Annotated in this window: 18 protein-coding genes; 5 read left to right on the top strand and 13 right to left on the bottom strand. The window is 65.9% G+C overall.

What is annotated here, in order from left to right; translation table 11 throughout:
• Window positions 1–29: 29 nt before the first annotated feature.
• The 9 genes from BMW90_RS02400 to BMW90_RS02360 all read right to left on the bottom strand — a co-directional run bounded on the left by BMW90_RS02400 (window position 30) and on the right by BMW90_RS02360 (window position 9,365).
• Entirely contained in the window at window positions 30–854 is an 825-nt protein-coding gene (locus tag BMW90_RS02400) for a sugar phosphate isomerase/epimerase family protein (RefSeq protein WP_074834665.1), read from the bottom strand.
• A complete protein-coding gene (locus BMW90_RS02395) occupies window positions 851–2,005 on the bottom strand; it encodes a dihydrodipicolinate synthase family protein (protein ID WP_074834664.1) in 1,155 nt (384 codons plus the stop codon). Before BMW90_RS02395 ends, BMW90_RS02400 begins: the two co-directional genes overlap by 4 nt.
• Before the next feature lie 10 nt (window positions 2,006–2,015).
• On the bottom strand, window positions 2,016–3,167 hold the full coding sequence (locus BMW90_RS02390) for a Gfo/Idh/MocA family protein (protein ID WP_074834662.1): 1,152 nt from the start codon (window positions 3,165–3,167) through the stop codon (window positions 2,016–2,018).
• Window positions 3,168–3,434: 267 nt separating this feature from the next.
• On the bottom strand, window positions 3,435–4,097 hold the full coding sequence (locus BMW90_RS02385) for a TetR/AcrR family transcriptional regulator (RefSeq protein ID WP_074834660.1): 663 nt from the start codon (window positions 4,095–4,097) through the stop codon (window positions 3,435–3,437).
• A gap of 35 nt (window positions 4,098–4,132) precedes the next feature.
• On the bottom strand, window positions 4,133–5,449 hold the full coding sequence (locus tag BMW90_RS02380) for an enolase C-terminal domain-like protein (RefSeq protein ID WP_074834658.1): 1,317 nt from the start codon (window positions 5,447–5,449) through the stop codon (window positions 4,133–4,135).
• The gene (locus BMW90_RS02375; RefSeq protein WP_074834657.1) at window positions 5,446–6,276 is read right to left on the bottom strand and encodes a sugar phosphate isomerase/epimerase family protein; all 831 of its coding nucleotides are present in this window, start codon (window positions 6,274–6,276) and stop codon (window positions 5,446–5,448) included. The genes BMW90_RS02380 and BMW90_RS02375 overlap by 4 nt, the downstream gene beginning before the upstream one ends.
• Window positions 6,269–7,792, bottom strand: a complete 1,524-nt coding sequence (locus tag BMW90_RS02370) for a tripartite tricarboxylate transporter permease (protein WP_048530356.1) — start codon at window positions 7,790–7,792, stop codon at window positions 6,269–6,271. Before BMW90_RS02370 ends, BMW90_RS02375 begins: the two co-directional genes overlap by 8 nt.
• Window positions 7,789–8,274, bottom strand: coding sequence for a tripartite tricarboxylate transporter TctB family protein (locus BMW90_RS02365; RefSeq protein WP_170850499.1), 486 nt, complete (start codon window positions 8,272–8,274; stop codon window positions 7,789–7,791). Before BMW90_RS02365 ends, BMW90_RS02370 begins: the two co-directional genes overlap by 4 nt.
• A gap of 71 nt (window positions 8,275–8,345) precedes the next feature.
• Entirely contained in the window at window positions 8,346–9,365 is a 1,020-nt protein-coding gene (locus tag BMW90_RS02360) for a tripartite tricarboxylate transporter substrate binding protein (RefSeq protein ID WP_074834653.1), read from the bottom strand.
• Between the two features lie 506 nt (window positions 9,366–9,871).
• Between BMW90_RS02360 and BMW90_RS02355 the strand changes: the two genes are divergently transcribed.
• Complete coding sequence (locus tag BMW90_RS02355) at window positions 9,872–10,804, top strand: LysR family transcriptional regulator (RefSeq protein WP_074834652.1); 933 nt, start codon at window positions 9,872–9,874, stop codon at window positions 10,802–10,804.
• Window positions 10,805–10,899: 95 nt separating this feature from the next.
• Here the strand turns inward: BMW90_RS02355 and BMW90_RS02350 are convergent, their stop codons facing one another.
• The 3 genes from BMW90_RS02350 to BMW90_RS02340 form a co-directional block, all read right to left on the bottom strand.
• Entirely contained in the window at window positions 10,900–12,369 is a 1,470-nt protein-coding gene (locus BMW90_RS02350; protein WP_048530353.1) for a biotin carboxylase, read from the bottom strand.
• Between the two features lie 197 nt (window positions 12,370–12,566).
• Window positions 12,567–12,920: a hypothetical protein gene (locus tag BMW90_RS02345; RefSeq protein WP_048530352.1), complete on the bottom strand. Its 354-nt coding sequence runs from the start codon at window positions 12,918–12,920 to the stop codon at window positions 12,567–12,569.
• Window positions 12,921–12,999: 79 nt separating this feature from the next.
• Window positions 13,000–13,500 (bottom strand): VOC family protein, encoded by a 501-nt coding sequence (locus BMW90_RS02340; protein ID WP_074834650.1) that lies wholly within the window; start codon window positions 13,498–13,500, stop codon window positions 13,000–13,002.
• 154 nt (window positions 13,501–13,654) lie between these two features.
• Here BMW90_RS02340 and BMW90_RS02335 point away from each other — a divergent pair, with 154 nt between their 5' ends.
• Window positions 13,655–14,740: a C45 family autoproteolytic acyltransferase/hydrolase gene (locus tag BMW90_RS02335; protein WP_083415919.1), complete on the top strand. Its 1,086-nt coding sequence runs from the start codon at window positions 13,655–13,657 to the stop codon at window positions 14,738–14,740.
• Entirely contained in the window at window positions 14,740–15,591 is an 852-nt protein-coding gene (locus BMW90_RS02330; RefSeq protein ID WP_074834649.1) for a carbon-nitrogen hydrolase family protein, read from the top strand. The genes BMW90_RS02335 and BMW90_RS02330 overlap by 1 nt, the downstream gene beginning before the upstream one ends.
• A gap of 117 nt (window positions 15,592–15,708) precedes the next feature.
• On the opposite strand, the gene BMW90_RS02325 is transcribed toward BMW90_RS02330, so the two are convergent.
• A complete protein-coding gene (locus tag BMW90_RS02325; RefSeq protein WP_139211169.1) occupies window positions 15,709–17,400 on the bottom strand; it encodes a glycosyltransferase family protein in 1,692 nt (563 codons plus the stop codon).
• Between the two features lie 124 nt (window positions 17,401–17,524).
• On the opposite strand from BMW90_RS02325, the gene BMW90_RS02320 reads away from it, so the two are divergent.
• Window positions 17,525–19,015, top strand: coding sequence for a UbiA family prenyltransferase (locus tag BMW90_RS02320; RefSeq protein ID WP_170850498.1), 1,491 nt, complete (start codon window positions 17,525–17,527; stop codon window positions 19,013–19,015).
• Window positions 19,012–19,380: a DMT family transporter gene (locus BMW90_RS02315; protein WP_048530342.1), complete on the top strand. Its 369-nt coding sequence runs from the start codon at window positions 19,012–19,014 to the stop codon at window positions 19,378–19,380. The genes BMW90_RS02320 and BMW90_RS02315 overlap by 4 nt, the downstream gene beginning before the upstream one ends.
• Window positions 19,381–19,477: the final 97 nt, after the last annotated feature.

Genomic DNA, 19,477 nt, shown 5'->3' with positions numbered 1-19,477 from the left:
CAGGGAGGGCGTTTCTGTTGGGCGTGCCGTCAGATCGCCGGCAACGCGCCAACCATCGCTTTCAGCACATCGTCGCCGGGCTTTGTCCACCAGTTTGCGGCCGAAAAGATCTCGACCTCGACGAGCCCGTCGAAGCCCTGCTCCTCGACCATGCGGCGAAAGGCCGGGATGTCGATCACCCCTTCGCCCATCATGCCGCGATCGGTCAGCATGTCCTGCGTCGGGCTCATCCAGTCGCAGACATGGAACGCGAGCAGACGTTCCTTGCCGGCACGCTCGATCTGCGCCGCGATCTCCGGGTCCCACCAGATGTGATAGACATCCAGCGCCACGCCGATCCCATCGCCCAGCTGGTCGCAGATATCGAGCGCCTGGCCAGTGGTGTTCACGCAGGCGCGGTCGGCGGCATACATCGGGTGCAGCGGCTCGATGCCGATCTTGACGCCCTGCGTCCGGGCATAATCCAGCGTCTTCGCCAGCCCCTCGGTGACGATCTCGCGCGCGCCGACAAGGTCTTTCGACCCCTCCGGCAGCCCGCCCACCACCATCACCAGGCATTCGGCGCCAATGGCGGCGGCCTCATCGACGGCGCGCTTGTTGTCGTCGATGACAGCCTGCGTCAACGCGCCCTCGGCGGTGTACCAGCCGCCCCGGCACAGCCCCGAAACGCCCAGCCCGGCGTCGCGGATCAGCCTAGCGGCCCGGTCGACGCCGCAGTCCTGCAACTTGTCCCGCCAGGGAGAGATGCCGCCGATGCCGTGGCGTTTGCAGCCTTCGATACATTCCTCGAGGCTCCATTGCTTGCTGACGGTCGCGGTGTTCAGCGACAGGTCGGATGCGGAAAGCGTTCTCATGCCGAACCCCCCCGTGCCTGAAACACCGGCGTAGCGCGGCGCACCACGTCCTCGGGGTCGGTAAAGAGCTGTGCCGCATTGGCCAGCCGGATCGCCTCGGCCAGATGCAGGGTGGAACGCGCGCTTTCCTGGCCGCCAACCATGGTGAAATGATCCTGATGCCCCATCAGATAGGCCATGAAGACCACCCCGGTCTTGTAGAACCGCGTCGGCGCCTTGAAGATGTGCCGGCTGAGCGGCACCGTGGGATCGAAGGCGGCATGATAGGCTGCGTCATCGCCCTCGGCGAGCGCGCTCAGCGCCCGGCAGGCGGCCCCGGCAATCGGGTCGAAGATGCCCAGCAGCGCATGGGAAAACCCTTGATCGTCGCCCTTGATCAGCTCGGGGTAATTGAAGTCGTCGCCGGTATACATCACCACGCCTTCGGGCAGTCGGCGGCGCATCGCGATCTCCTTCTCGGCCGAGAGCAGCGAGACCTTGATGCCGTCGATCTTGTCGGCGTTGTCGGCGATGACCGAAAGGCAGGTTTCCATCGCCTGCATGTGGTCGGCGTCGCCCCAGTAGCCCGCCAGCGCCGGGTCGAACATCTCGCCCAGCCAGTGCAGGATCGCCGGCTGTTTGAGGCCCGCGAGCACGCGGCCATAAACCCGGGCGTAGTCCTCCGGGCCCTTCGCGGCCTGCACCAGCGCACGGCTGGCCATCAGGATGACACGAGAGCCGGTGGCTTCGACCGCTTCGCATTGCATCTCGTAGGCCGCGATCACGTCGTCGATGCTGACATCAGGGCCCGGTGCCAGATGGTCGGTCCCTGCGCCGCTGGCGATCAGCGCGCCTTCGGGCGCGGCGTCCATGCTGCGCCCGATCAGCTCCAGCGAGGTGGGCCAGTCGAGCCCCATGCCGCGCTGCGCGGTGTCCATCGCCTCGGCCACGCCAAGGCCCAGCGACCAGAGGTGCTGGCGGAAGGCCAGCGTCCGGTCCCAATCGACGGCAACGCCTTCACCCGGGTCGACCTCGGCCAGCGGATCGGCCACCACATGGGCCGCCGCATAGGCGGTACGGGTCCAGGTGCCGCCCGGCACCGGGGTCGGGCCGGCGGTGATCTCGAGCGGGGCGGTGCCGCCGCCGGGGGTGGGAAGGATCAATTGTGCCATGTCAGCCCCCTCAGATGTCGAGCGCCGGCACGTCGAGCCAGCAGCGCTTTTCCGAACTTTCGTAGCCCAGTTCCGCCAGCTGCACGCCCTTGGCGCCCTCTTCCAGCGTGTAGGACCACGGGCCATCCTCGACCACATGGCGCAGGAATTGTTCCCATTGCACCTTGAAGCCGTTGTCGAACACCGTGTTGTCGGGCACCTCCACCCAATCCTCGAAGAAGTTCATCGTCTGCTTCTGGTCCGGGTTCCAGACCGGTTTCGGCGTGTTCACCCGCGCTTGGCTGTAACAGGTGTGCAGCCCGGCCACCGCGCTGCCATGGGTGCCGTCGATGTGGAAGGTCACCAGATCGTCACGGCGCACACGGGTACACCAGGAGCTGTTGATATGGGCGATGATGTCGCCCTCGAGTTCGAAGGTGGCATAGGCGGCGTCATCGGCGGTGGCGTTGTAGGGGTCACCGTTTTCGTCCCAGCGCTCGGGGATATGGGTCACGGCGTTGCAGGACACCGCCTTGACCGGGGCGACCACGTTGTCGAGCACATAGCGCCAGTGGCAGAGCATGTCCGAGACCATGCCGCCACCGTCCTGCTTGCGGTAGTTCCACGACGGGCGCTGCGCCGCCATCCAGTCCCCTTCGAAGACCCAATAGCCGAACTCACCGCGCACGCTGAGGATCTTGCCGAAAAAGCCGCTGTCGCGCAGGCGCTTGAGCTTGACGAGACCGGGCAGATCGAGCTTGTCATGCACGATGCCGTTCTTGACGCCCTTGGCCTTGGCATGTTTGGCAATCGCAATGGCCTCGTCCAGCCCTTCCGAGACCGGCTTTTCCGAATAGACATGCTTGCCCGCGTCGATCGCCTTGCGCAGCAGACCGGGGCGCATCTGGGTGCTGGCGGCGTCAAAGAAGATGGTGTCATCGGGGTTGGCCAGCGCGGCATCGAGATCGGTGGTGTAACGTTCGACGCCGTGTTTGGCGGCCAGTTCGGCGATCTTCTTTTCGTTGCGGCCGACGATGATCACGTCGGGCACCAGACGATCACCGTCTTTCAGCAGCATGCCGCCCTGATCGCGGATCGCCAGAACCGAGCGGATCAGGTGCTGGTTCATCCCCATCCGTCCGGTAACACCATGCATGATGATGCCGATGCGTTGTTGTGCCATGGTCTCTTCCCTTGCTTGAAATCCCGCCGGGCCACCCTCTGACCCGATGTCCTCCACCCCGCCGCCGCACTTGTCCGATGCCAGGCGCGCGGCAGTGATTCCCTTTGCCTACCGGTTGGTAGCTCGTAAGTTACTAATTAGTAGGTTATGCCAAATGTGTCAAGCGCCGGCATGCCGCCACCCCGCCGATCCAGCGATTGGCGGGACCAGCCGAAGCACGGCGCATTCGGGAAACAGGGTGAGATTACAACAGGCTGGCGCCGCGCATTACGGGGCGGCGGGTTCGGCGGACTTGAGGTAGCCGATGATCATGCCGGCGGCCTTTTCTGCGTGGTCCTTCAACCAGGCCTCGCCGATCGGCGCCTGAAAAACCACCGACAACGTGTGCATGTTGGAGATCGGGAACCAGCAGACCGAGGCGATGAAGATATAAAGCTCGACCGGGGTGATGCTGGCACGGAACAGCCCGTCGTCATGACCGCGCCGCAGGATCTCCTCGACCCGCTGCAACAGCACCGACTGAATATCGGTGGCGTCGTCGAGGTCACGGATCGTCGCCCCGCCCATCAGATTTTCGGTGTTGAGCATGCGGATGAACCACGGGTTGCTCCAGAAGTGGTTCATGGTGAACTTCACCAGCGCGCGGATCGCCTCTTCCGGCGCCAGCGTATCCAGGTTGAGCGTCATCTCGCCCTGGCGGATCTGCACATAGGCCTCGCGCAGGGCCGCGGCATAGACCGCATCTTTGTCGCCGAAGTAATCGTAGATCATCGGCTTGCTGACACCGGCCCGGGCAGCGATGCGGTCAACTCTGGCGCCGGAATGGCCGACCTCGCTGAATTCCTGAAGAGCGGCGTTGAGAATGGCGGCGCGGGTCACCTCCGGGTTGCGCTTGCGGTCCTTGCGGATCGGGGTCACTTGCTTGGCCATTCATCCTCGTCACTTCTGGTCAGACGCACATCCTATCAGCCCAGTCCCGGCCGTGCCAGAGACCCGATCTCAACCGCGCCACCGGCAATCCGAAGCACCGCGCGCCCGTCGATTTCCGCCAGCACATCGCCATGCGCCGCCAGCAGTTCCGCGCGCTCTGCCGCCGGTGCGCCCTGCAAGCCGCCGGCGAAATGGTGGCCGTTGCGCTCGACGTCGCGGACACCGCAGGCCGCCATCATCGCCGCGTCCTGAAGCCAGCAGATCCCCGGCTGGCAGGTCAGATCCTCGCCCGAGAGATGCGCGCCCGCCACTTCGGCCCGCACCTTGTTGAGAAGCGCACGCAACACGCCCTTGCAGCTCTTGATCGAAGTGCCGGACCAACCCAGCGCCAGCGCGCGGGCAAAGGCCCCTTCGCTGTCGTCGCTTTCGTCGATGATCAGCGGCAGCGGCGCCGAGACCGGGGTGTCCAGCGCGATTTCCCGGGCGAAGGGCTGTTCGACAAAACGGATCGCCGGATAAAGCCGGGCGAGCGCCTTGTCCCCCGCCAGCCCGCGCAGCAGACGGTCGAAATACTCGGGCGAATATTGCTCGTTGGCGTCCAGCGTCACCGCGTAATCGCCCCCCCGGTCGATCAGCGCCGCGATGCCGCGCAACCGCCTGTGATCGGCCTCGGGATCGCCCTTGAGCTTGATCTTGAAAGCGGCGATCCCGGTCCGGTCGATCACCTCCTCGAGCGAGACCGGCAAACCATCGTCGGGCGCTTCGGGCCCCACGTCCGCCCGCCACAGGGGCGCGTCGAAGCCCACCGTATGGCGCAGCACCAGCCGCTCGGGCGGACCGATCCGCGCCAGAGATCTCGTGACATCCTCGGGCGCCTGATCCGCGGGACAGCCCGCCGCGAGGCCAAAGACATCGGCCTGCGCCGCCTGCCAGAACGGCAGTTCCAGCCCCCGGCAGAGGGCATCGATCATCGCCATTTCCACCAGCGAGGGGCCAAAGCCCCGCGCCAGCCTGGGCACCTCGGGCAAGTCTTGCGAAAGCCGCGCGCGCAGCGCCCGGGTAACCTCCAACGCCGTTCCCGCCTGGCCCGGGGCCGCCTGCACGGCCGTGGCCACCACCCGGCGCAGCTCGTCGATGGTGTCGGCATTGCTCAGCGTGGGAGCTTTGTTGAACCAGCGCGGCACCATCAGCTGCGCCGCGCGCCCCGCGGCGCGCCAGCCATCGACCATGATTTCGACCCGGCAATGCGCTTCGGCGGTCTCGCGCACCTCGGTACTGCCGAATTGAAACGGCAGCCGCATCACCACCGGGCGCTCCGCGACAGAGGCAGAGAGGAGTTCGATGCGGGTCATGCGGCGGCCCTTTCATAGGCTTTGAGGGTGGCGATCCCGGTGGCGGCGGTGACGCGGGCGTCGATCAGGCAGCGGAACGGCTCGACGCCGACGGGCTTGTCCCAGCCCACCGCGCGCAGGGCCTTGATGATCTCGAAATGCGGGTCGTCGCCCATGCCCGGCGCGCCGCGGTTGGTGTCATTGGCGTGGATGTGGCCAATCATCCCGCCCGGCACCCAGCGCCGGATCAGCTCGGCCACCGGCGGCTCGGTCTGCCCGGCAGCGCTCATGTCGATCATGGTGCGAAACCCCGGACTGGCGATCGCCTCGGCCAGCGCAACACCGTCTGCCACGGTGTTGACCGTGTTGTCCTCGGCCCGCGACAGCGGCTCGATGCAATAGGTCACGCCGCGCGCTGCGGCCTGCGCGGCGACCGGCGCAAAGAACGCGGCCAGATGGGCGGTCAGCGCCGCATCCCCCATGCCCCCGGGCCGGAGCCGTTGTTTCGGAGAGCCGTGGATCAGCACCGCGCCGCCCAGATCGGCGCAGAGATCGACCAGCCGCAACAGGACGTCGCGCGCCCTGCGCTGCCGCGCCGGATCGGTGATCGACAGCTCGGGGTAGCCGCTCAGGAGCCAATGCAGCCCGGTGACGCGCAGCCCGGCATCCTCGACGGTCTGCCGGATGCCGGCCACCTCGGAGGCGCTCAGCCGGTGCGGTGCCGTCCCCAGGGTCGCCGGTGCCAGCTCCAGCCCGACATAGCCCAGATCCGCCGCGATCCGGGCCTGTTCGGCCAGCGACTTGCCCTCTTCGGCCAGCAGCTCATTGCAGAGCGTGTAGTCAAGCATCGAGCCGCGCTCCGATCCAGCGCACCGGCGCCAGCGCCAGCCGCCGCACCACCGGCACGTTCATCGCGATCGACAGCAGGATCAGCGCCACGAACCCGGCCGAGACCGGCCGCGTGAAGAACGGCGCCAGCTCGCCATCGCTCAGCGTCAGCCCGCGGCGCAGGCTCTTGTCGAGCAGATCGCCGAGGATGATCCCCAGCACCAGCGGCGCCATCGGGTATTTCATCTGCCGCAGGACAAAGCCCACGAGGCCGAAGAACACCATGATCCAGATGTCGAAGATCCGCTGGCTCAGCGCGAAGGTGCCGATCACGCAAAGCACGAAGACCACCGGCATCAGATAGGCATAAGGCACCTTGAGCACCTGCACGAAGGCCTTGGTCAGCGTCAGCCCGTAGAAGGCCATGAAGAGCGTGGCGATCACCACCATGGCGCTGATCAGCCCGATGAAATCCGGCTGTTCGATCATGATCAGGGGCCCCGGCCGGATGCCGTGGATGAAGAGCGCGGCGATCAGCACCGCCGAGGAGGCCGAACCGGGCACCGCCAGGGTGATCGCCGGGATCAGCGAACCGGGCACCACAGCGGAATTGCCGGTCTCTGCCGCGATCAGCCCCTCATGGCTGCCGTGGCCGAACTTTTCCTTTTCCTTCGAGGTCTTGCGCGCGGCCGCATAGCTGGCCCAGGCGCCGATATCCTCGCCCACGCCGGGGATGATGCCGACCAGCGTGCCGATCAGCCCCGATCGTGCGATGGTCAGCTTGTAGCGCCAGAGATCGACCAGATCGGGGATCGTCCGGTCGCTCTTGTCCTTCTTCACCGCCAGCTCGCCGGCGCGGTTCCACATCGCCGTCAGCACCTCGGCAAAGCCGAAGGCGCCGACCATGGCGGGGATCAGCGCGATCCCGGCGTTGAGATCCTGAAGCCCCATGTTGAAGCGCACATGGGCGTGAATGCCCTCCGACCCGATCATTGCCACCGCCAGCCCAAGAAGCCCGGCGATATAGCCTTTCAAGGGCGAGGTGTCGGCGGTGAGCTGACCCGAGATCAGAATGCCGAAGACCGCCAGCCAGAAGAACTCGAAGCTGCCGAAATTGAGCGCGGCCTCGGCCAGCGGCGGCGCCACCAGCACCAGCATCACGACACCCGCCAACGTGCCCAGCGCCGAGCCCGCCGTCGCCAGCCCCATGGCGTAGCCGGCCCGCCCCGCCTTGGCCAGCGGATAGCCGTCAAGCGAGGTGGCCGCGCTGGCCGGGGTGCCGGGGATGTTGAGCAGGATGGCGCTGCGCGAGCCGCCGTAGATCGCCCCGACATACATGCAGACCAGCACCAGGATCGCGGTGGTCGATTCCAGCGAATAGGTCAGCGTGGTCATCAGCGCCACGCCCATGGTCGCCGTCAGCCCTGGCAACGAGCCCACGACAATGCCCAGCAGCGTCGCCCAGGCGGCGTGAAACAGCATCTCGGGTGTGGCCAGCGTGCCAAGCCCGGTGATCAGATCGCCCAGCCCGCTCATGGCAGCCGCACCAGAAAGAGTTTCTCGAACAGCAGCGACGATCCCAGCGCCACCCCGGCGCCCAGCGCCAGCGCCGCGAGTACCGCAATCACCTGGGCCCGACGCGCGCCGGCCGGGGGAAAGGAAAACAGCAGCGCGAAACAGGTGGCAAAGACGAAGGTGGCCCAGAAATACGGCAGCCAGCCCACCAGCCCGAGCGCGTAGAGCGTGCAGATTGCCGCCGTCAGCCCCAACCGCGCCCAGGAACCGTCGGCGAGGACAAGCGCCCGGCGCTGGTCGTCGGTCTTGAAGGACGACAGGAACAGCAGCGCCGCGCAGAGCGCCAGCAGCAGGCCGAGGATGATCGGCACCAGCCCGGGGATCGAGGCCGGGTGGATCTGTCGGATCTCCAGCCGGTCCATCGTGTAACCGCCGACCAGCAGCGCCAGCCCGAGCAGAAAGAGAAGACCTGCCGTGAGGCGGTCGGCCATAGCCATAGTCATGAAATCACCTGTCGTTGTGCCGGGCAATTGGCAGTCCGGGCGGAGCATCTGGCCCCACCCGGAGTGTGCCCTTATTCAGCCGGGCAATCGATGCCGATTTCCGACGGGCTGACGACCGCTTCGCCGCGGGTCACCCGGGCGCAGGCCTCGGCGATCACCACCGGCATCGCCTTGTCGAGCGCCGCCTCGCCGTAGCTCGGCGCAAAGACGGCGCCGCGGTCGGTGGCATAGGTCTTGAGCGCCTCGCTGTTCATCACATGGTCCTGCCAGACCTGATCGACGGTATCATAGACCTCTTGCGGGGCACCCATCGGGATGAAAACGCCGAAGTAATCGGCCGCGACGTGGAAATCCGGGATGAAATCGGTGATCGGCGGCACCGGGTCGATCCCTTCGACGTTCAGCGCGGTATCCGACAACACGGTCAGCGCCCGCAGCCGGCCGGCGCGGATCATCTCGGTCTGTTCCACCGCCAGCTGGGTGGTCACCTCGACCTCGCCGCTCGCCGCGGCGATCACCGCCGGGTTGCCACCGTCATAGGTGATCATGCGCGCGCCCGACAGATCGCCCTCGGCGCTTTCCTTGATCGCCGCCAGCGCCATGCCGCCCGAGGAGTTCACCCCCGCGGTGCCAACCGTGACCGAACCGGTCTTCATCGCCTCGAGCAGCGCCGGGAAATCCTGATACGGCGCATCGGCGTTGACGCTGACAACCGGCACGTTGGCGACGTGCAGATAGATGTGATAATCCTCGATCGACGTATCCTCGATCAGCCCGGTCACCGCATAGGTCGCATTGTTGGCGATGGCATTGGCGGTCCAGGTATAGCCGTCGCGCGGCGCATCCAGCGCGGCCTTGGTGCCAGTCGATCCCGACGCACCCGGCTGGTTGACCACCACGACCTCGGTGCCGAGGGCCTCTTCCAGAATTGGCGCAACCACGCGGGTCACCTGATCGGTCGAACCGCCGGCCGACCACGGCACGATGATGTTGATCGGACGGTCGGGCTTCCAGCTGTAATCCTGGGCGGCAAGCGGTGCGGCAAAGGCGCCTGCGGCCGCGACGAGCGCAATGGTTTTAAGGGCTGGCATGATATCTCCTCCGTTATCTACCATGTAGTAGGTTAGGAGTCAGATCGGGACCTGTCAAACCTTTTGGCGGCCTGGTGAAGAGAAACCATCGCCAAGATGCAGCGGCTGTGCCCCCGCGCAGGGGTCAGGGCGGTCCTGGCCCGGACCAGAGCAGCGCCTCCCCGCCCCCCCTTTTCTTGAGGCGCACCCATGGCCTCCGCCGCGAGCCGGAATTCCGAAACCCTTTTGCCGATGCCATCTCAAGAATCTCGCCGCCGCCGCCCAAAAAGGCTCGGACTCCGCCACCCCTGTTACTTTGCGGAACGCCGCGACAGCGGACCCAGCGTCACGGTTTTATTTGTCACACTCCTTGACTAAAGAGCCCAAAAAGTTAGCATATACGGTACTTGACGCATCATCTTGTAGGATACTGGGATACCTCCATAGGATTTTGCACACGCTACACGGGTACATTGCACGGTATTAGGCAGTCTTTCGAAGATCACCGCATCGACAGAGCAACGCACATGACCTCCCGCCTGCACTCCGACCTGAACTGGAACCTGCTGCGCATGTTCTACGTCATCGCCAAGGAACAGAGCATCACCAAAGCGGCCAAGAGCCTGGGGCTCAGCCAACCCTCGGTGAGCAGCGCACTCCAGAAACTCGAAACCCAACTCGATTGCCAACTGGTCATCCGCGACAGCCGTCATTTCAACCTGACGGCGCGGGGCGACCGGATCTATCAGGAATGCCGCGACATCTTTCAGAGCGCCGAGCGCATATCGTCGCTGGTGAACGACATCGACGAGCAAGAGCGCGGCCAGGTCCGTTATCAAATCATCTCGGACCTGGTGTCACCGCTGCTCGACGAGCTGATGCGGCTCTATCACCAGCGCTACCCGTCGGTGGCCTTTCAGAGCGAGGTGAGAAACAGCCAGGCCATTGTGCGCGCGATCCAGCAGGACAAGGCGACCATCGGCTTCTGCCTGCTGGTCGACCCGCTGGTCAACCTGCCCTCGATCCGGCTGTTCCGCCGCGAGTTTGGCCTGTTCTGCGGCCAGACCCATCCGCTTTTCGGCGCAAGCTCGGTTCCGCTCGAGGAGCTTCAGCGCGAGCCGCTGATTTCCTTCGCCTGCGCCACCGACGGCCCGGATCTCGAGCCGGTGTCGATCTTGCGTGAGGGGCTGCACCTGAGCAACCGAATCAACGGGCTGAGCACCAATCTCGAAGAGGTGCGGCGGATGCTCGTCGCCGGGCTCGGGATTGGCATCCTGCCGCTGCTGTCGGCGGAAGAGGACATCCGGCGCGGCCTGCTGTGGCGGCTTGATATCGCAAACGAGCCGATTGGCGCCGATGTCTACCTGGTGCATGCGCCGAACGAAAAACTGTCGCCGCCCGAGAAGAAGTTCGTCGACATGGCGGAGGAGCTTCAGAGCCGCGACCCAGAGTTCGCCTGACCCGGCCGGCGCCGTTTCAGCGCGCCATTCGCACATGCGGCCGCTCGGATGCCCCGGGCGGCCGCATGGTCATTCCTTCGACGCGCACGCCCGCGTCAGAACCACTTGCCGTCCGAAATGTTGTCGGGAATGGCGATCGGCTCCACCGCCGGCAGCGGGATCGACTCGAACTGCGCCTTGATGCCCGAATTCCAGAGCTTGGCCCGCCGGGTCAGATTGCGCCGGTCGGTCTGCATCCGGCCGCGCGCCAGAACACAGCCCAGATCGGCGCCGTGATAGCAGTAATCACCCGCCGAATAGACCCGCAGATAAAAGGCCTCGTTCTCATCGCCCAGCGACTGGACGTTGAGCGCCGGGCGGACGAATTCCGCACTGCCGTCGTCGGTCAGCTTCCAGATGCCCGACTGCGGCGCCTTGGTGATCAGCTCGACCTTGTCCTCGGTCTGCTTGAGCACCAGCTGGGTCCAGTTGTCGTAGTCGTTCCAGCGCGATTGCACCGCTTCGACATCGACCTCGTAATCGACGTCGAGATATTCCAGCAGGTGGAACAGGAACAGCGGGCAGCCGCCATAGGTCGAGGTGATCAGGTTGGTCGGCGGGGTGACACCGGAAACTCGCGGGTTCAGCTCGCCCAGGTAAACCTCGTTGGTGTCGGTATCGAGCAGGAAGTCGAGGCAGAAGACGCCCTTGTAGCCCTCCTTGTAGAGCCGGTCGCCGAACTTGCGCGCCATCTCGCGCACCTTGTCCGGCACGCCTTCGGGCAGGAGCGCCGGCGAGGCGTCATTGCCGCACCAGCCACCCTTGTAAGGCGTGACCTCGGCAAAACCGGTGATGTCGGTCATCACCGGGCCGACGAAGGTGCCAAGCCGCGTGGCGCAGCCCTCGATCGCTCCGGGCAGGTGGTTGAGTCGCTTCATCACCTTGAGCTTCTGGTCGATGATCTTGGCGGAATACTTGTCCCAGTCCTTGCGCGACTTGATGAAGAAGGTGGTCCGGCCGCTGTCGCCATAGGGCGTCTGCACCACTAGGTCCGAGCCCAGCTTGCCCTTCTTGGCCAGGTCCATCAGCGCCTCGTAGCTGTCGGCCTCGCCCATGATGTTCGGCGCGCTATCGACCCCGGCCTCGTTGCCAAGCTGGGTGGTGACGATCTTGCTATCGAGCCGCTCGCGCAGCGCGGCAGGCGCCAGGGCGACCTCAATCCCCGCATCGGCGCAAAGCTGTTCGGTGGTCTCGTTGAACATCACGAAGATCGCCTTGCCGCCGGGGTTGGCCTTGGCCTTGGCGACGAACTGCGGATGGCTGACCAGGTAATTGCCCACGTCCTCCATCGACTGGAACTCGTCATGCATGATCTTGGTGGGCACGAAGGCGCGGGGATGGCTGCCATCGAAAATGTCGAAATAATTGATGAACTCGAGCCCGCCGACCCATTGATCGAGGCCCAGGAGAGAGTAAGGCGTCGGGGTGACGATATAGATCGGCTTCGTGTTCTTGCGAAGGTAATTGAAGATCTCGCTGAGACCGGTGAGTTTCTTCCTGCGGGTGCGTTTTTTGGCGGGTGGCATGTGATTCCCTTTTTTGATTACCCAAGCGTCCTCCAGCTCTAGCAGGATTCGCAAGCCTTGTGTTTTTATCCACAGCCTCGCCGTCTCTTGCAGCCGCCCGAAAAATCGCCACGGCGCGGGAGTCAGCCAATGTCTCAGCCGATTGGCCCGTCTGCGCCGCGCCGCGCGCCGGGGCAGTTCGGTGCGGCTGAGACGGCTCATTTCATTGCCGGGCCGCCCAGCGGGCCATCCCATTCCATCTCGACCGGGTCGATATCGTTGCGCACGTAGAAAAACCGAAAGCCCATGCCGCGCAGCCATTTCTCCAGCCGGTCGAGACTGGCCCATTCGCGGCGCAGGCCCCGGGCGCTTTCCACCAGCGCCCATTGATCATCCACCAGGAAATAGACGGTCCAGGTGTTGGGATGCTTCGACTGATCGGCAAAACCGCCGCCCAGCACCTCGCGGGCAGAGCGAACGGCAACGGGATAGTCGCCGATCCGCTTTTGCGACGCCAGATCGGCAAGATCGTTCTGCCGGATCGTGAAGGTCGGCGCCGGTGTTTCCTGCATGTCTGTCGCGATCTTGTCTGCTGAGGCTTCCACCCCGTGATACGGTGCGGATCACCGGATTGGCAACGCGAAGCCTTTGTCAGCCGACAACATCCGCAACTTCGACCGGCGCCGGGGCGGTCTCGGCCGTGTCGCGCAGCGCCTTTGCCCGCGCGGCGATCTCGTCGGGGCCGAGCGCCTCGATCCGGGTCGCCAGCGTCCAGACATGGCCGAAGGGATCGCAGATCGTGGCACAGCGCTCGCCCCAATAGGCCAGCGACGGCGCGGCCAGCGCCTGCGCCCCGGCATCGATGGCCGTGGCAAAGGCGGCGTCGACATCGGCGACATACATATGCTGCGCAACCGAGGCCGCGCCCGGTGTCGGCTGATGGCCATGCCCCGGCCAGCCGGCGGTGACAAACAGCATCGATGTGCCGATCTTGACGACGGCAAAGCAGGGGGCGTCCTCTGTGTCGCGAGCCTGAACGGTCGCGTCAAAGGCAGTCTGGTAGAAAGCCAGCGCGGCGGGCACGTCCGACACCGCCAGAGCGGCAGTCGAGGTGCGATAGCCGCGCGGCGTCACAGCGGGTTTCTTCGGCATTCGGGATGTCTCCACGTCAGGCGGACTCTTGTCCGTTTTTCGAACAGTCACGTTGGGGCATTTTCGCCACCATGGACCATGGTGTAGCATATTGCCCTTGAAACTGCAACACCATGACCCATAGTGTAGAAAATACCGACAGGAAATCCGCCGCATGTCCCCTTTCGCCCCCCTCCATCCATCGCAGGCCAGACCGGTCTATGCCCTGCACCGCCGTTTCGCCGCCCTGTCCGAGGAGCGGCCGGCCGAGACCTGGGAAAGCCTGCTGCACGCCCATTGGCCGGGCTGGCGCGACTGGTATCTGGCGCGCGGCGGCACCACCGCCGAGACCACCCGCGAGGCCGAGCGCGCCCTGCGCCGCCACATGCCCGAGATGACCAAGCTGATCGACCGGCTGTCGGCCACCCTGCCCGATGATCCGGTGCTGCGCGAATTCCTGACCTTCTGGTGCCCGCCGCGCTATCTGGTGAGCTGCACCCAGGCCGCTTCGCAGGATGCCCGCGGGCCGTTCCTGATGCGCAACTACGATCTCGACCCTGCGCTGAGCGAGGCCACGCTGCTGCGCTCGAACTGGCGCGGCAAGGTGGTGATGGGCATGGTCGAGGGGCTGGCCGGCCTCTCGGACGGGATGAACCAGGACGGGCTTGCCGTCTCGCTCAGCTTCGGCGGCCGCGTCGGCACCGGCCGCGGCTTCGGCATTCCGTTGCTGATCCGCTATGTGCTCGAGACCTGCACCGATGTGCAGGACGGGCTCGACGCGCTGCGCGCGGTGCCCTGCCACATGTCCTACAATGTCACCCTGACCGATCGCCGGGGCCAGGCGGCCACCGTGTTTCTCAGCCCCGACCGCCCTCCGATGGTGCAGTTCACGCCCTGGGCCACCAATCACCAGCTGGGCGTAGAATGGCCCCGCCACGGCCGGATCTCGGCGACGCTCGAACGGGCGCAGAGCCTCGGCCTCATGTTCGCCCGAAATCCGCCCGACGAGGCGACGCTGCAATCCAGCTTTCTCACGCCGCCGTTCTTTTCGGCCAAGTACCGCGCGGGCTATGGCACGGTGTTTTCCATCGTCTACCGGCCCGTGCAGGGCACCGCGCGGCTGTTCTGGGGCTGCGGCACCGGCCAGGACTGGCAGATGCCGGCCTTTGCGCCCGCCACGCTCGACGTGGAATTTTCCGATCTCGGCAGCCGGCTGCTTGCCGCGCCGACCTTCCTGACAGACCTTCAAAGGACGGCGTGATGAGTAAATTCGCAATCGCAGGCATCCAGATGCATGTGACCACCCAGAACAACATCGCCGAGATGCGCAAGCGGCTGGCGCTGCTCATGCATCTCTACCCCTGGGTCGAGATGGTGTGTTTTTCCGAGCTGGCCGCGCATGGCCCGGCCCTGCCCAGCGCCCAGGCCGCCGGCGGCGACTTCGACCAGGCCTTTGCCGACATGGCGCGCCAGCACCGGATCTGGCTCCAGCCCGGCAGCTACTTCGAACGGCGCAATGGCCGCATCTACAATGCCGCCCCGGTGTTCAATCCGGCGGGCGAAGAGGTCGCGCGCTATGACAAGATGTTCCCTTTCACCCCCTACGAAGAGGGGGTCACCGCCGGCACCGCGCCCTGTGTGTTCGACGTGCCCGGTGTCGGCCGCATCGGCCTGTCGATCTGCTATGACATCTGGTTCCCGGAACTGACCCGCACCCTGGCCTCGATGGGCGCCGAAGTGCTGATCAACCCGGTCAACGCCGCCTTTGTCGACCGCCACGCCGATCTGGCCTGCGCCCGCGCCTCGGCCGCGATGTTCCAGATGTATGTCTTTCACATCAACGGGCTGCTGGCCGGCGGCAACGGCTATTCCCAGGTCATCGACCCGGCCGGGCGGCTGCTGCATGACGGCAACGTGCAGGAAGAGATGATTCCGCTGGAAGTGGATTTCGCCGAAGCCCGCCGCCAGCGCGAGCGCGGCATCCTCAACATGGGCCAGCCCCTCAAGAGCTTTCGCGACAGCCCGGCGCGCTTTCCGATCTACGAGGACGGCTACCGTTCGGACTATCTCGACAGCCTCGGCCCGCTGCAAAAAGCCCAGCGCCTCCGCTGAGCCCCGGCAAAACCGCCCCGCTCCTCCTTCCTCTTGCCCAAAATACCCTCGGGGGGTCTGGGGGGCTGGCCCCCCAGCCGGTCGATGTGCGCAGGCACAGCGAAATTCAGGCGCCCCTCACCCCGGCCCACACCGATAAATCGCAATCTCCCGCTCGAGGAAAAGCGGCTTGTTGGGTTCAAACGTCGCCACCACGGCGCAACGCGCATGCAGGTCGCTGAAAAACCCCCGCATCAGCGCCGAGTCGACCTGCGACCGCATGAACTCCGGATCTTTCACCACGAAGATGTCGAACCCCTGATCGCGCCAGTGGTCAAGCTGCCATTCCGCGCGCTGCGGCGGCCAGGCGTGGGGCTGCGCCTGGAAGTCCGGATCGTCCTCGTCCACACCTTCCAGGCCGTAGAGCACCGTCGGCATGGCGATGTAGAACACCGCCCCCCGCGCATCTTCGGTGATCCGCCGTTCCTCGGCCATCTCCGGCAGCGGCGTGTCGTATTTTTCGGCCAGCCGTTGCCAACGGGCGATCTCCATCTGCTGCGCCGCCTGGCGCTGCGGCAGATGGGTCACCGCCATGGTCATGATCTTCTCGTCCGCCAGGTGCTCGGCGATATAGGCGTCGGTCTCCTGCCACATCGGCGGCGCCAGCGCCTCGCTCACCGCGATCACCGCGCCCAGCAGCGACAGCCCCGCGCCCAGCGCCAGCGCGCCCGCCGCCGCCTGCCCGGCACGGCCCGGCGCGCCGATCAGCCCGGCCAGCGCGAGGCCGCCAAGCAGGGTGAAGCCAGCGAAGCTGGCAATCCAGAGGTGCTCGGGCTGGCGCGGCCCGGCCAGCAGGGCCAGCGTGAGCGTGCCGATCGCCAGCGCGGCCCAGATCAGCAGCAACGCCGGTTTCTGCCGCAACGCACAGGCCGGCAGCATCAGCACCGGGGGCGTCAGCAGCGCCATGGCCGCAAAGACCGGCGTCATCCCCCAGACCAGGCCCAGCGACCGCAGCCCCAGCGTGGTCAGCCCCGGCCAGATGCCGCCCCCGGTGCGCAGCGACATCACCGTCTGGATTTTCTGAAAAGCGAGAAAATTCCCGAAATCCAGCAGGATGCCGATGTTCAGCACCGGCCAGAGCAGCACAACCGTCAGCAGCGCCCGGCCCATGCTCCGCGCCATCGCACCCACGCCCTCGGCCCGGATCAGGAGCGCCGCCAGGCCGAGCGCCAGCGGCAGCAGCACGAAGACCCCCGATTGCTTGAAGCTCACCACCAGCACCGCCAGCACCCCGAGCCAGATGTCCCAGCGCCCCGGCCGCGCCGCCTGAAGCCGTGCGATCAGCGCCCAGAAGACCGCGACGGTGGCCGTGGCCAGCGCCACGTCGCCCTTGGCGATATGCGACATGAAGACCCCGAGCGGAAAGAAGACCCCGAGCAGTCCCACGGTCAGAGCCGGCCAGAGCCCGAGCCCGACCCGCCGCCCGATGGCAAAGAACAAGGGCGCGATCAGCGCGCCGATCACCGCCGTCAGATAGCGGGCGGTGAGGTAGAAGACCGTCGGATCGGAAAAATACTGCGCCCGGAATTCGCCCGGCGACCCCCACCAGCCGAGCGGCAGCCCCAGCGCGAACAGCCCGCCAAAGGCCAGCCCGTTGAGATAGGTGATCAGCGGCGGATAGAAATGCTGCCCCGGCACGATCTGCCCGGCCAGCACCTTGGCGGCATCATTGATCCGCTCATCGCCGTGGAAATAGCCGTAATCCGCGCCCAGGGCACGCAAGGCGAACGCCAGAAGAAACAGGCCCAGACCCACCGAGAGGCGTGTCACAAAATCACTTTTGCCAGACATATCTTAACTTTTTACAGTCAAACCCGCGGCGCGCCAGAAAATCCGCACATTTGCGCACCATTGTCTTGCGCAGGCGGAGGAAAATGGCGACGGAGCGGGATTGTTGCGGAATTTGGACGGATATTTGGCCGAGGATGTGACGCATCATCAGGCGGCGACCCTGCCGCTCTATGTCGATCTTGACGGCACGCTGGTGCACACCGACGTGGCGCAGGAACTGCTGGTTGCCGCCCTGGCCCGGCCCGGCAACTGGCGGCCGATCCTCGCCGCCTGGCACCGGCATGGCGTCAGCGGCATCAAGCATGCGGTCTGGAACCGCGACGGCTTTCACCCGGCGCTCCTGCCCTATGACGACACGGTGCTCGACTACCTGCGCAGCGCCCGCGCCCAGGGCCGCCGCATCGTCTTGGCCACCGCCGCCGACCGCCAGGCGGCCGAGGCCATTGCGGTGCACCTCGGCCTGTTCGACGCGGTGCTGGCCTCGGAGCCGGGCCACAACCTCAAGGGCGCGGCCAAGCTTGCGGCGATCCGCGGCGACAGCGCCGGTCCGTTCGAATATCTGGGCGACGGCGCCGCCGACATCCCCATCTGGCGCGCGGCGCAGAAGGCCGGCTTCGTCCGCCCCGACGCCGCCGCCCGGGCCGAGATGCAGGCAGCGGGCCCGCGCCTGTCGCTGACCACCGATCCGGCGCCACCGGTCTGGCGTGGCCTGTGGGCGGCGATGCGGCCGCATCAATGGGCCAAGAACGTACTGGTCTTTCTGCCGCTGTTCTTTGCCCATCTCTACACCGAACCCGGCGCGCTGCTGCTGGCCGGGCTGGCCTTTGCCGCCATGTCGCTGATGGCCTCGGGGGTCTATCTGATCAACGATCTGCTCGACATTCCGGCCGACCGGCGCCACGTCCGCAAGCGGCTCCGGCCCTTTGCCGCCGGGCTGCTGCGCCCGGCCCAGGGGGTCGGCGCGGCGCTGGCGCTGCTGGTCGCCGCGCTTGCGCTGGGGTTCGGCGCAGTGGGCCTGCCCTTCGGCCTGGTGCTTCTTCTCTATCTCGGCCTGACCACCGCCTACTCTTTCGCGCTCAAGCGGTTCTCGACGATCGACGTGATCGTGCTGTCACTGCTTTATACCGTGCGCATCCTCGCCGGGGCGGCGGCAGGCGGGATCATTCTGAGCCCCTGGCTGTTGTCCTTTTCGCTCTTTTTCTTTGTCAGCCTGGCCTACATGAAACGGTTCATCGAGCTTGATGCCGTGACCGAGGACGCCAAGCTGCCGCATCGCAATTACTGGGGCGCGGAGCTGGCCAGCATCCAGATCTTCGGCATCGCCAATGCGGCGGTCAGCCTGCTGACCCTGGCGCAATACATCAACAGCCCGACCGCGAGAGAGACCTATGGCGGCCGCGACATTCTCTGGCTGGCGGTGCCGCTGATGATGTTCTGGATCTACCGCAGCTGGATGTGGGCAATCCGGGGCAAGGTGGGCGACGATCCGGTGGTCTTTGCCCTGACCGACCGGATCAGCCAGATCACGCTGATTGCGGTGCTCGCGGTCTTCTTTGCCGCGCGCTACCTCGAATTTTCCGGGGTCATCCGATGAGCCCGGCGGGATTTGCCCTGATCTTCGCCAGCGTCGCGCTTTCGGCACTGGGCCAGACCTGTTTCAAGACCGGCGTCGGCCGGGTGAGCTTTGCCGAGACCGCCGGACTGGTGCAAAAGAGCCTGTCGCTGCTGCTCTCGCCGTGGGTGCTGGGCGGGCTGGCGTTCTACGGGGTGGGCACCGTTCTTTGGCTCTTTGCGCTCCGGCGGATCGACCTGTCGCTGGCCTATCCTTTCGTGGCGATGAGCTTTGTCATGGTGGCCGCGTCGGGGGTGCTGGTCCTGGGGGAGACGCTGAGCCTGACCCGCGTGCTGGGAATGGCGCTGATCATCTCGGGGCTGCTGGTGATGGCGGTGGGGCGGTAGGCGGGCACCGATGCCCACGCCATGCGATCGCCGAGCCGCGGGATGGCGATGCAACAGTCTTGCTCACGGCGCCTTATGGCAGCCAAATCCGTAGTAC

The sequence above is a fragment of the Marinovum algicola genome, assembly GCF_900109145.1.
GTDB classification, from domain to species: Bacteria; Pseudomonadota; Alphaproteobacteria; order Rhodobacterales; family Rhodobacteraceae; genus Marinovum; species Marinovum algicola.
The sequence above is the reverse complement of the archived record's forward strand: the minus strand, read 5'-3'. Positions and strand labels throughout refer to the sequence as shown.

Bases quoted from the DNA above. Each gene is read 5' to 3' on its own strand.
- BMW90_RS02400 (WP_074834665.1), bottom strand. From the start codon at position 854: ATGAGAACGCTTTCCGCATCCGACCTGTCGCTGAACACCGCGACCGTC.
- BMW90_RS02395 (WP_074834664.1), bottom strand. From the start codon at position 2,005: ATGGCACAATTGATCCTTCCCACCCCCGGCGGCGGCACCGCCCCGCTC.
- BMW90_RS02390 (WP_074834662.1), bottom strand. From the start codon at position 3,167: ATGGCACAACAACGCATCGGCATCATCATGCATGGTGTTACCGGACGG.
- BMW90_RS02385 (WP_074834660.1), bottom strand. From the start codon at position 4,097: ATGGCCAAGCAAGTGACCCCGATCCGCAAGGACCGCAAGCGCAACCCG.
- BMW90_RS02380 (WP_074834658.1), bottom strand. From the start codon at position 5,449: ATGACCCGCATCGAACTCCTCTCTGCCTCTGTCGCGGAGCGCCCGGTG.
- BMW90_RS02375 (WP_074834657.1), bottom strand. From the start codon at position 6,276: ATGCTTGACTACACGCTCTGCAATGAGCTGCTGGCCGAAGAGGGCAAG.
- BMW90_RS02370 (WP_048530356.1), bottom strand. From the start codon at position 7,792: ATGAGCGGGCTGGGCGATCTGATCACCGGGCTTGGCACGCTGGCCACA.
- BMW90_RS02365 (WP_170850499.1), bottom strand. From the start codon at position 8,274: ATGACTATGGCTATGGCCGACCGCCTCACGGCAGGTCTTCTCTTTCTG.
- BMW90_RS02360 (WP_074834653.1), bottom strand. From the start codon at position 9,365: ATGCCAGCCCTTAAAACCATTGCGCTCGTCGCGGCCGCAGGCGCCTTT.
- BMW90_RS02355 (WP_074834652.1), top strand. From the start codon at position 9,872: ATGACCTCCCGCCTGCACTCCGACCTGAACTGGAACCTGCTGCGCATG.
- BMW90_RS02350 (WP_048530353.1), bottom strand. From the start codon at position 12,369: ATGCCACCCGCCAAAAAACGCACCCGCAGGAAGAAACTCACCGGTCTC.
- BMW90_RS02345 (WP_048530352.1), bottom strand. From the start codon at position 12,920: ATGCAGGAAACACCGGCGCCGACCTTCACGATCCGGCAGAACGATCTT.
- BMW90_RS02340 (WP_074834650.1), bottom strand. From the start codon at position 13,500: ATGCCGAAGAAACCCGCTGTGACGCCGCGCGGCTATCGCACCTCGACT.
- BMW90_RS02335 (WP_083415919.1), top strand. From the start codon at position 13,655: ATGTCCCCTTTCGCCCCCCTCCATCCATCGCAGGCCAGACCGGTCTAT.
- BMW90_RS02330 (WP_074834649.1), top strand. From the start codon at position 14,740: ATGAGTAAATTCGCAATCGCAGGCATCCAGATGCATGTGACCACCCAG.
- BMW90_RS02315 (WP_048530342.1), top strand. From the start codon at position 19,012: ATGAGCCCGGCGGGATTTGCCCTGATCTTCGCCAGCGTCGCGCTTTCG.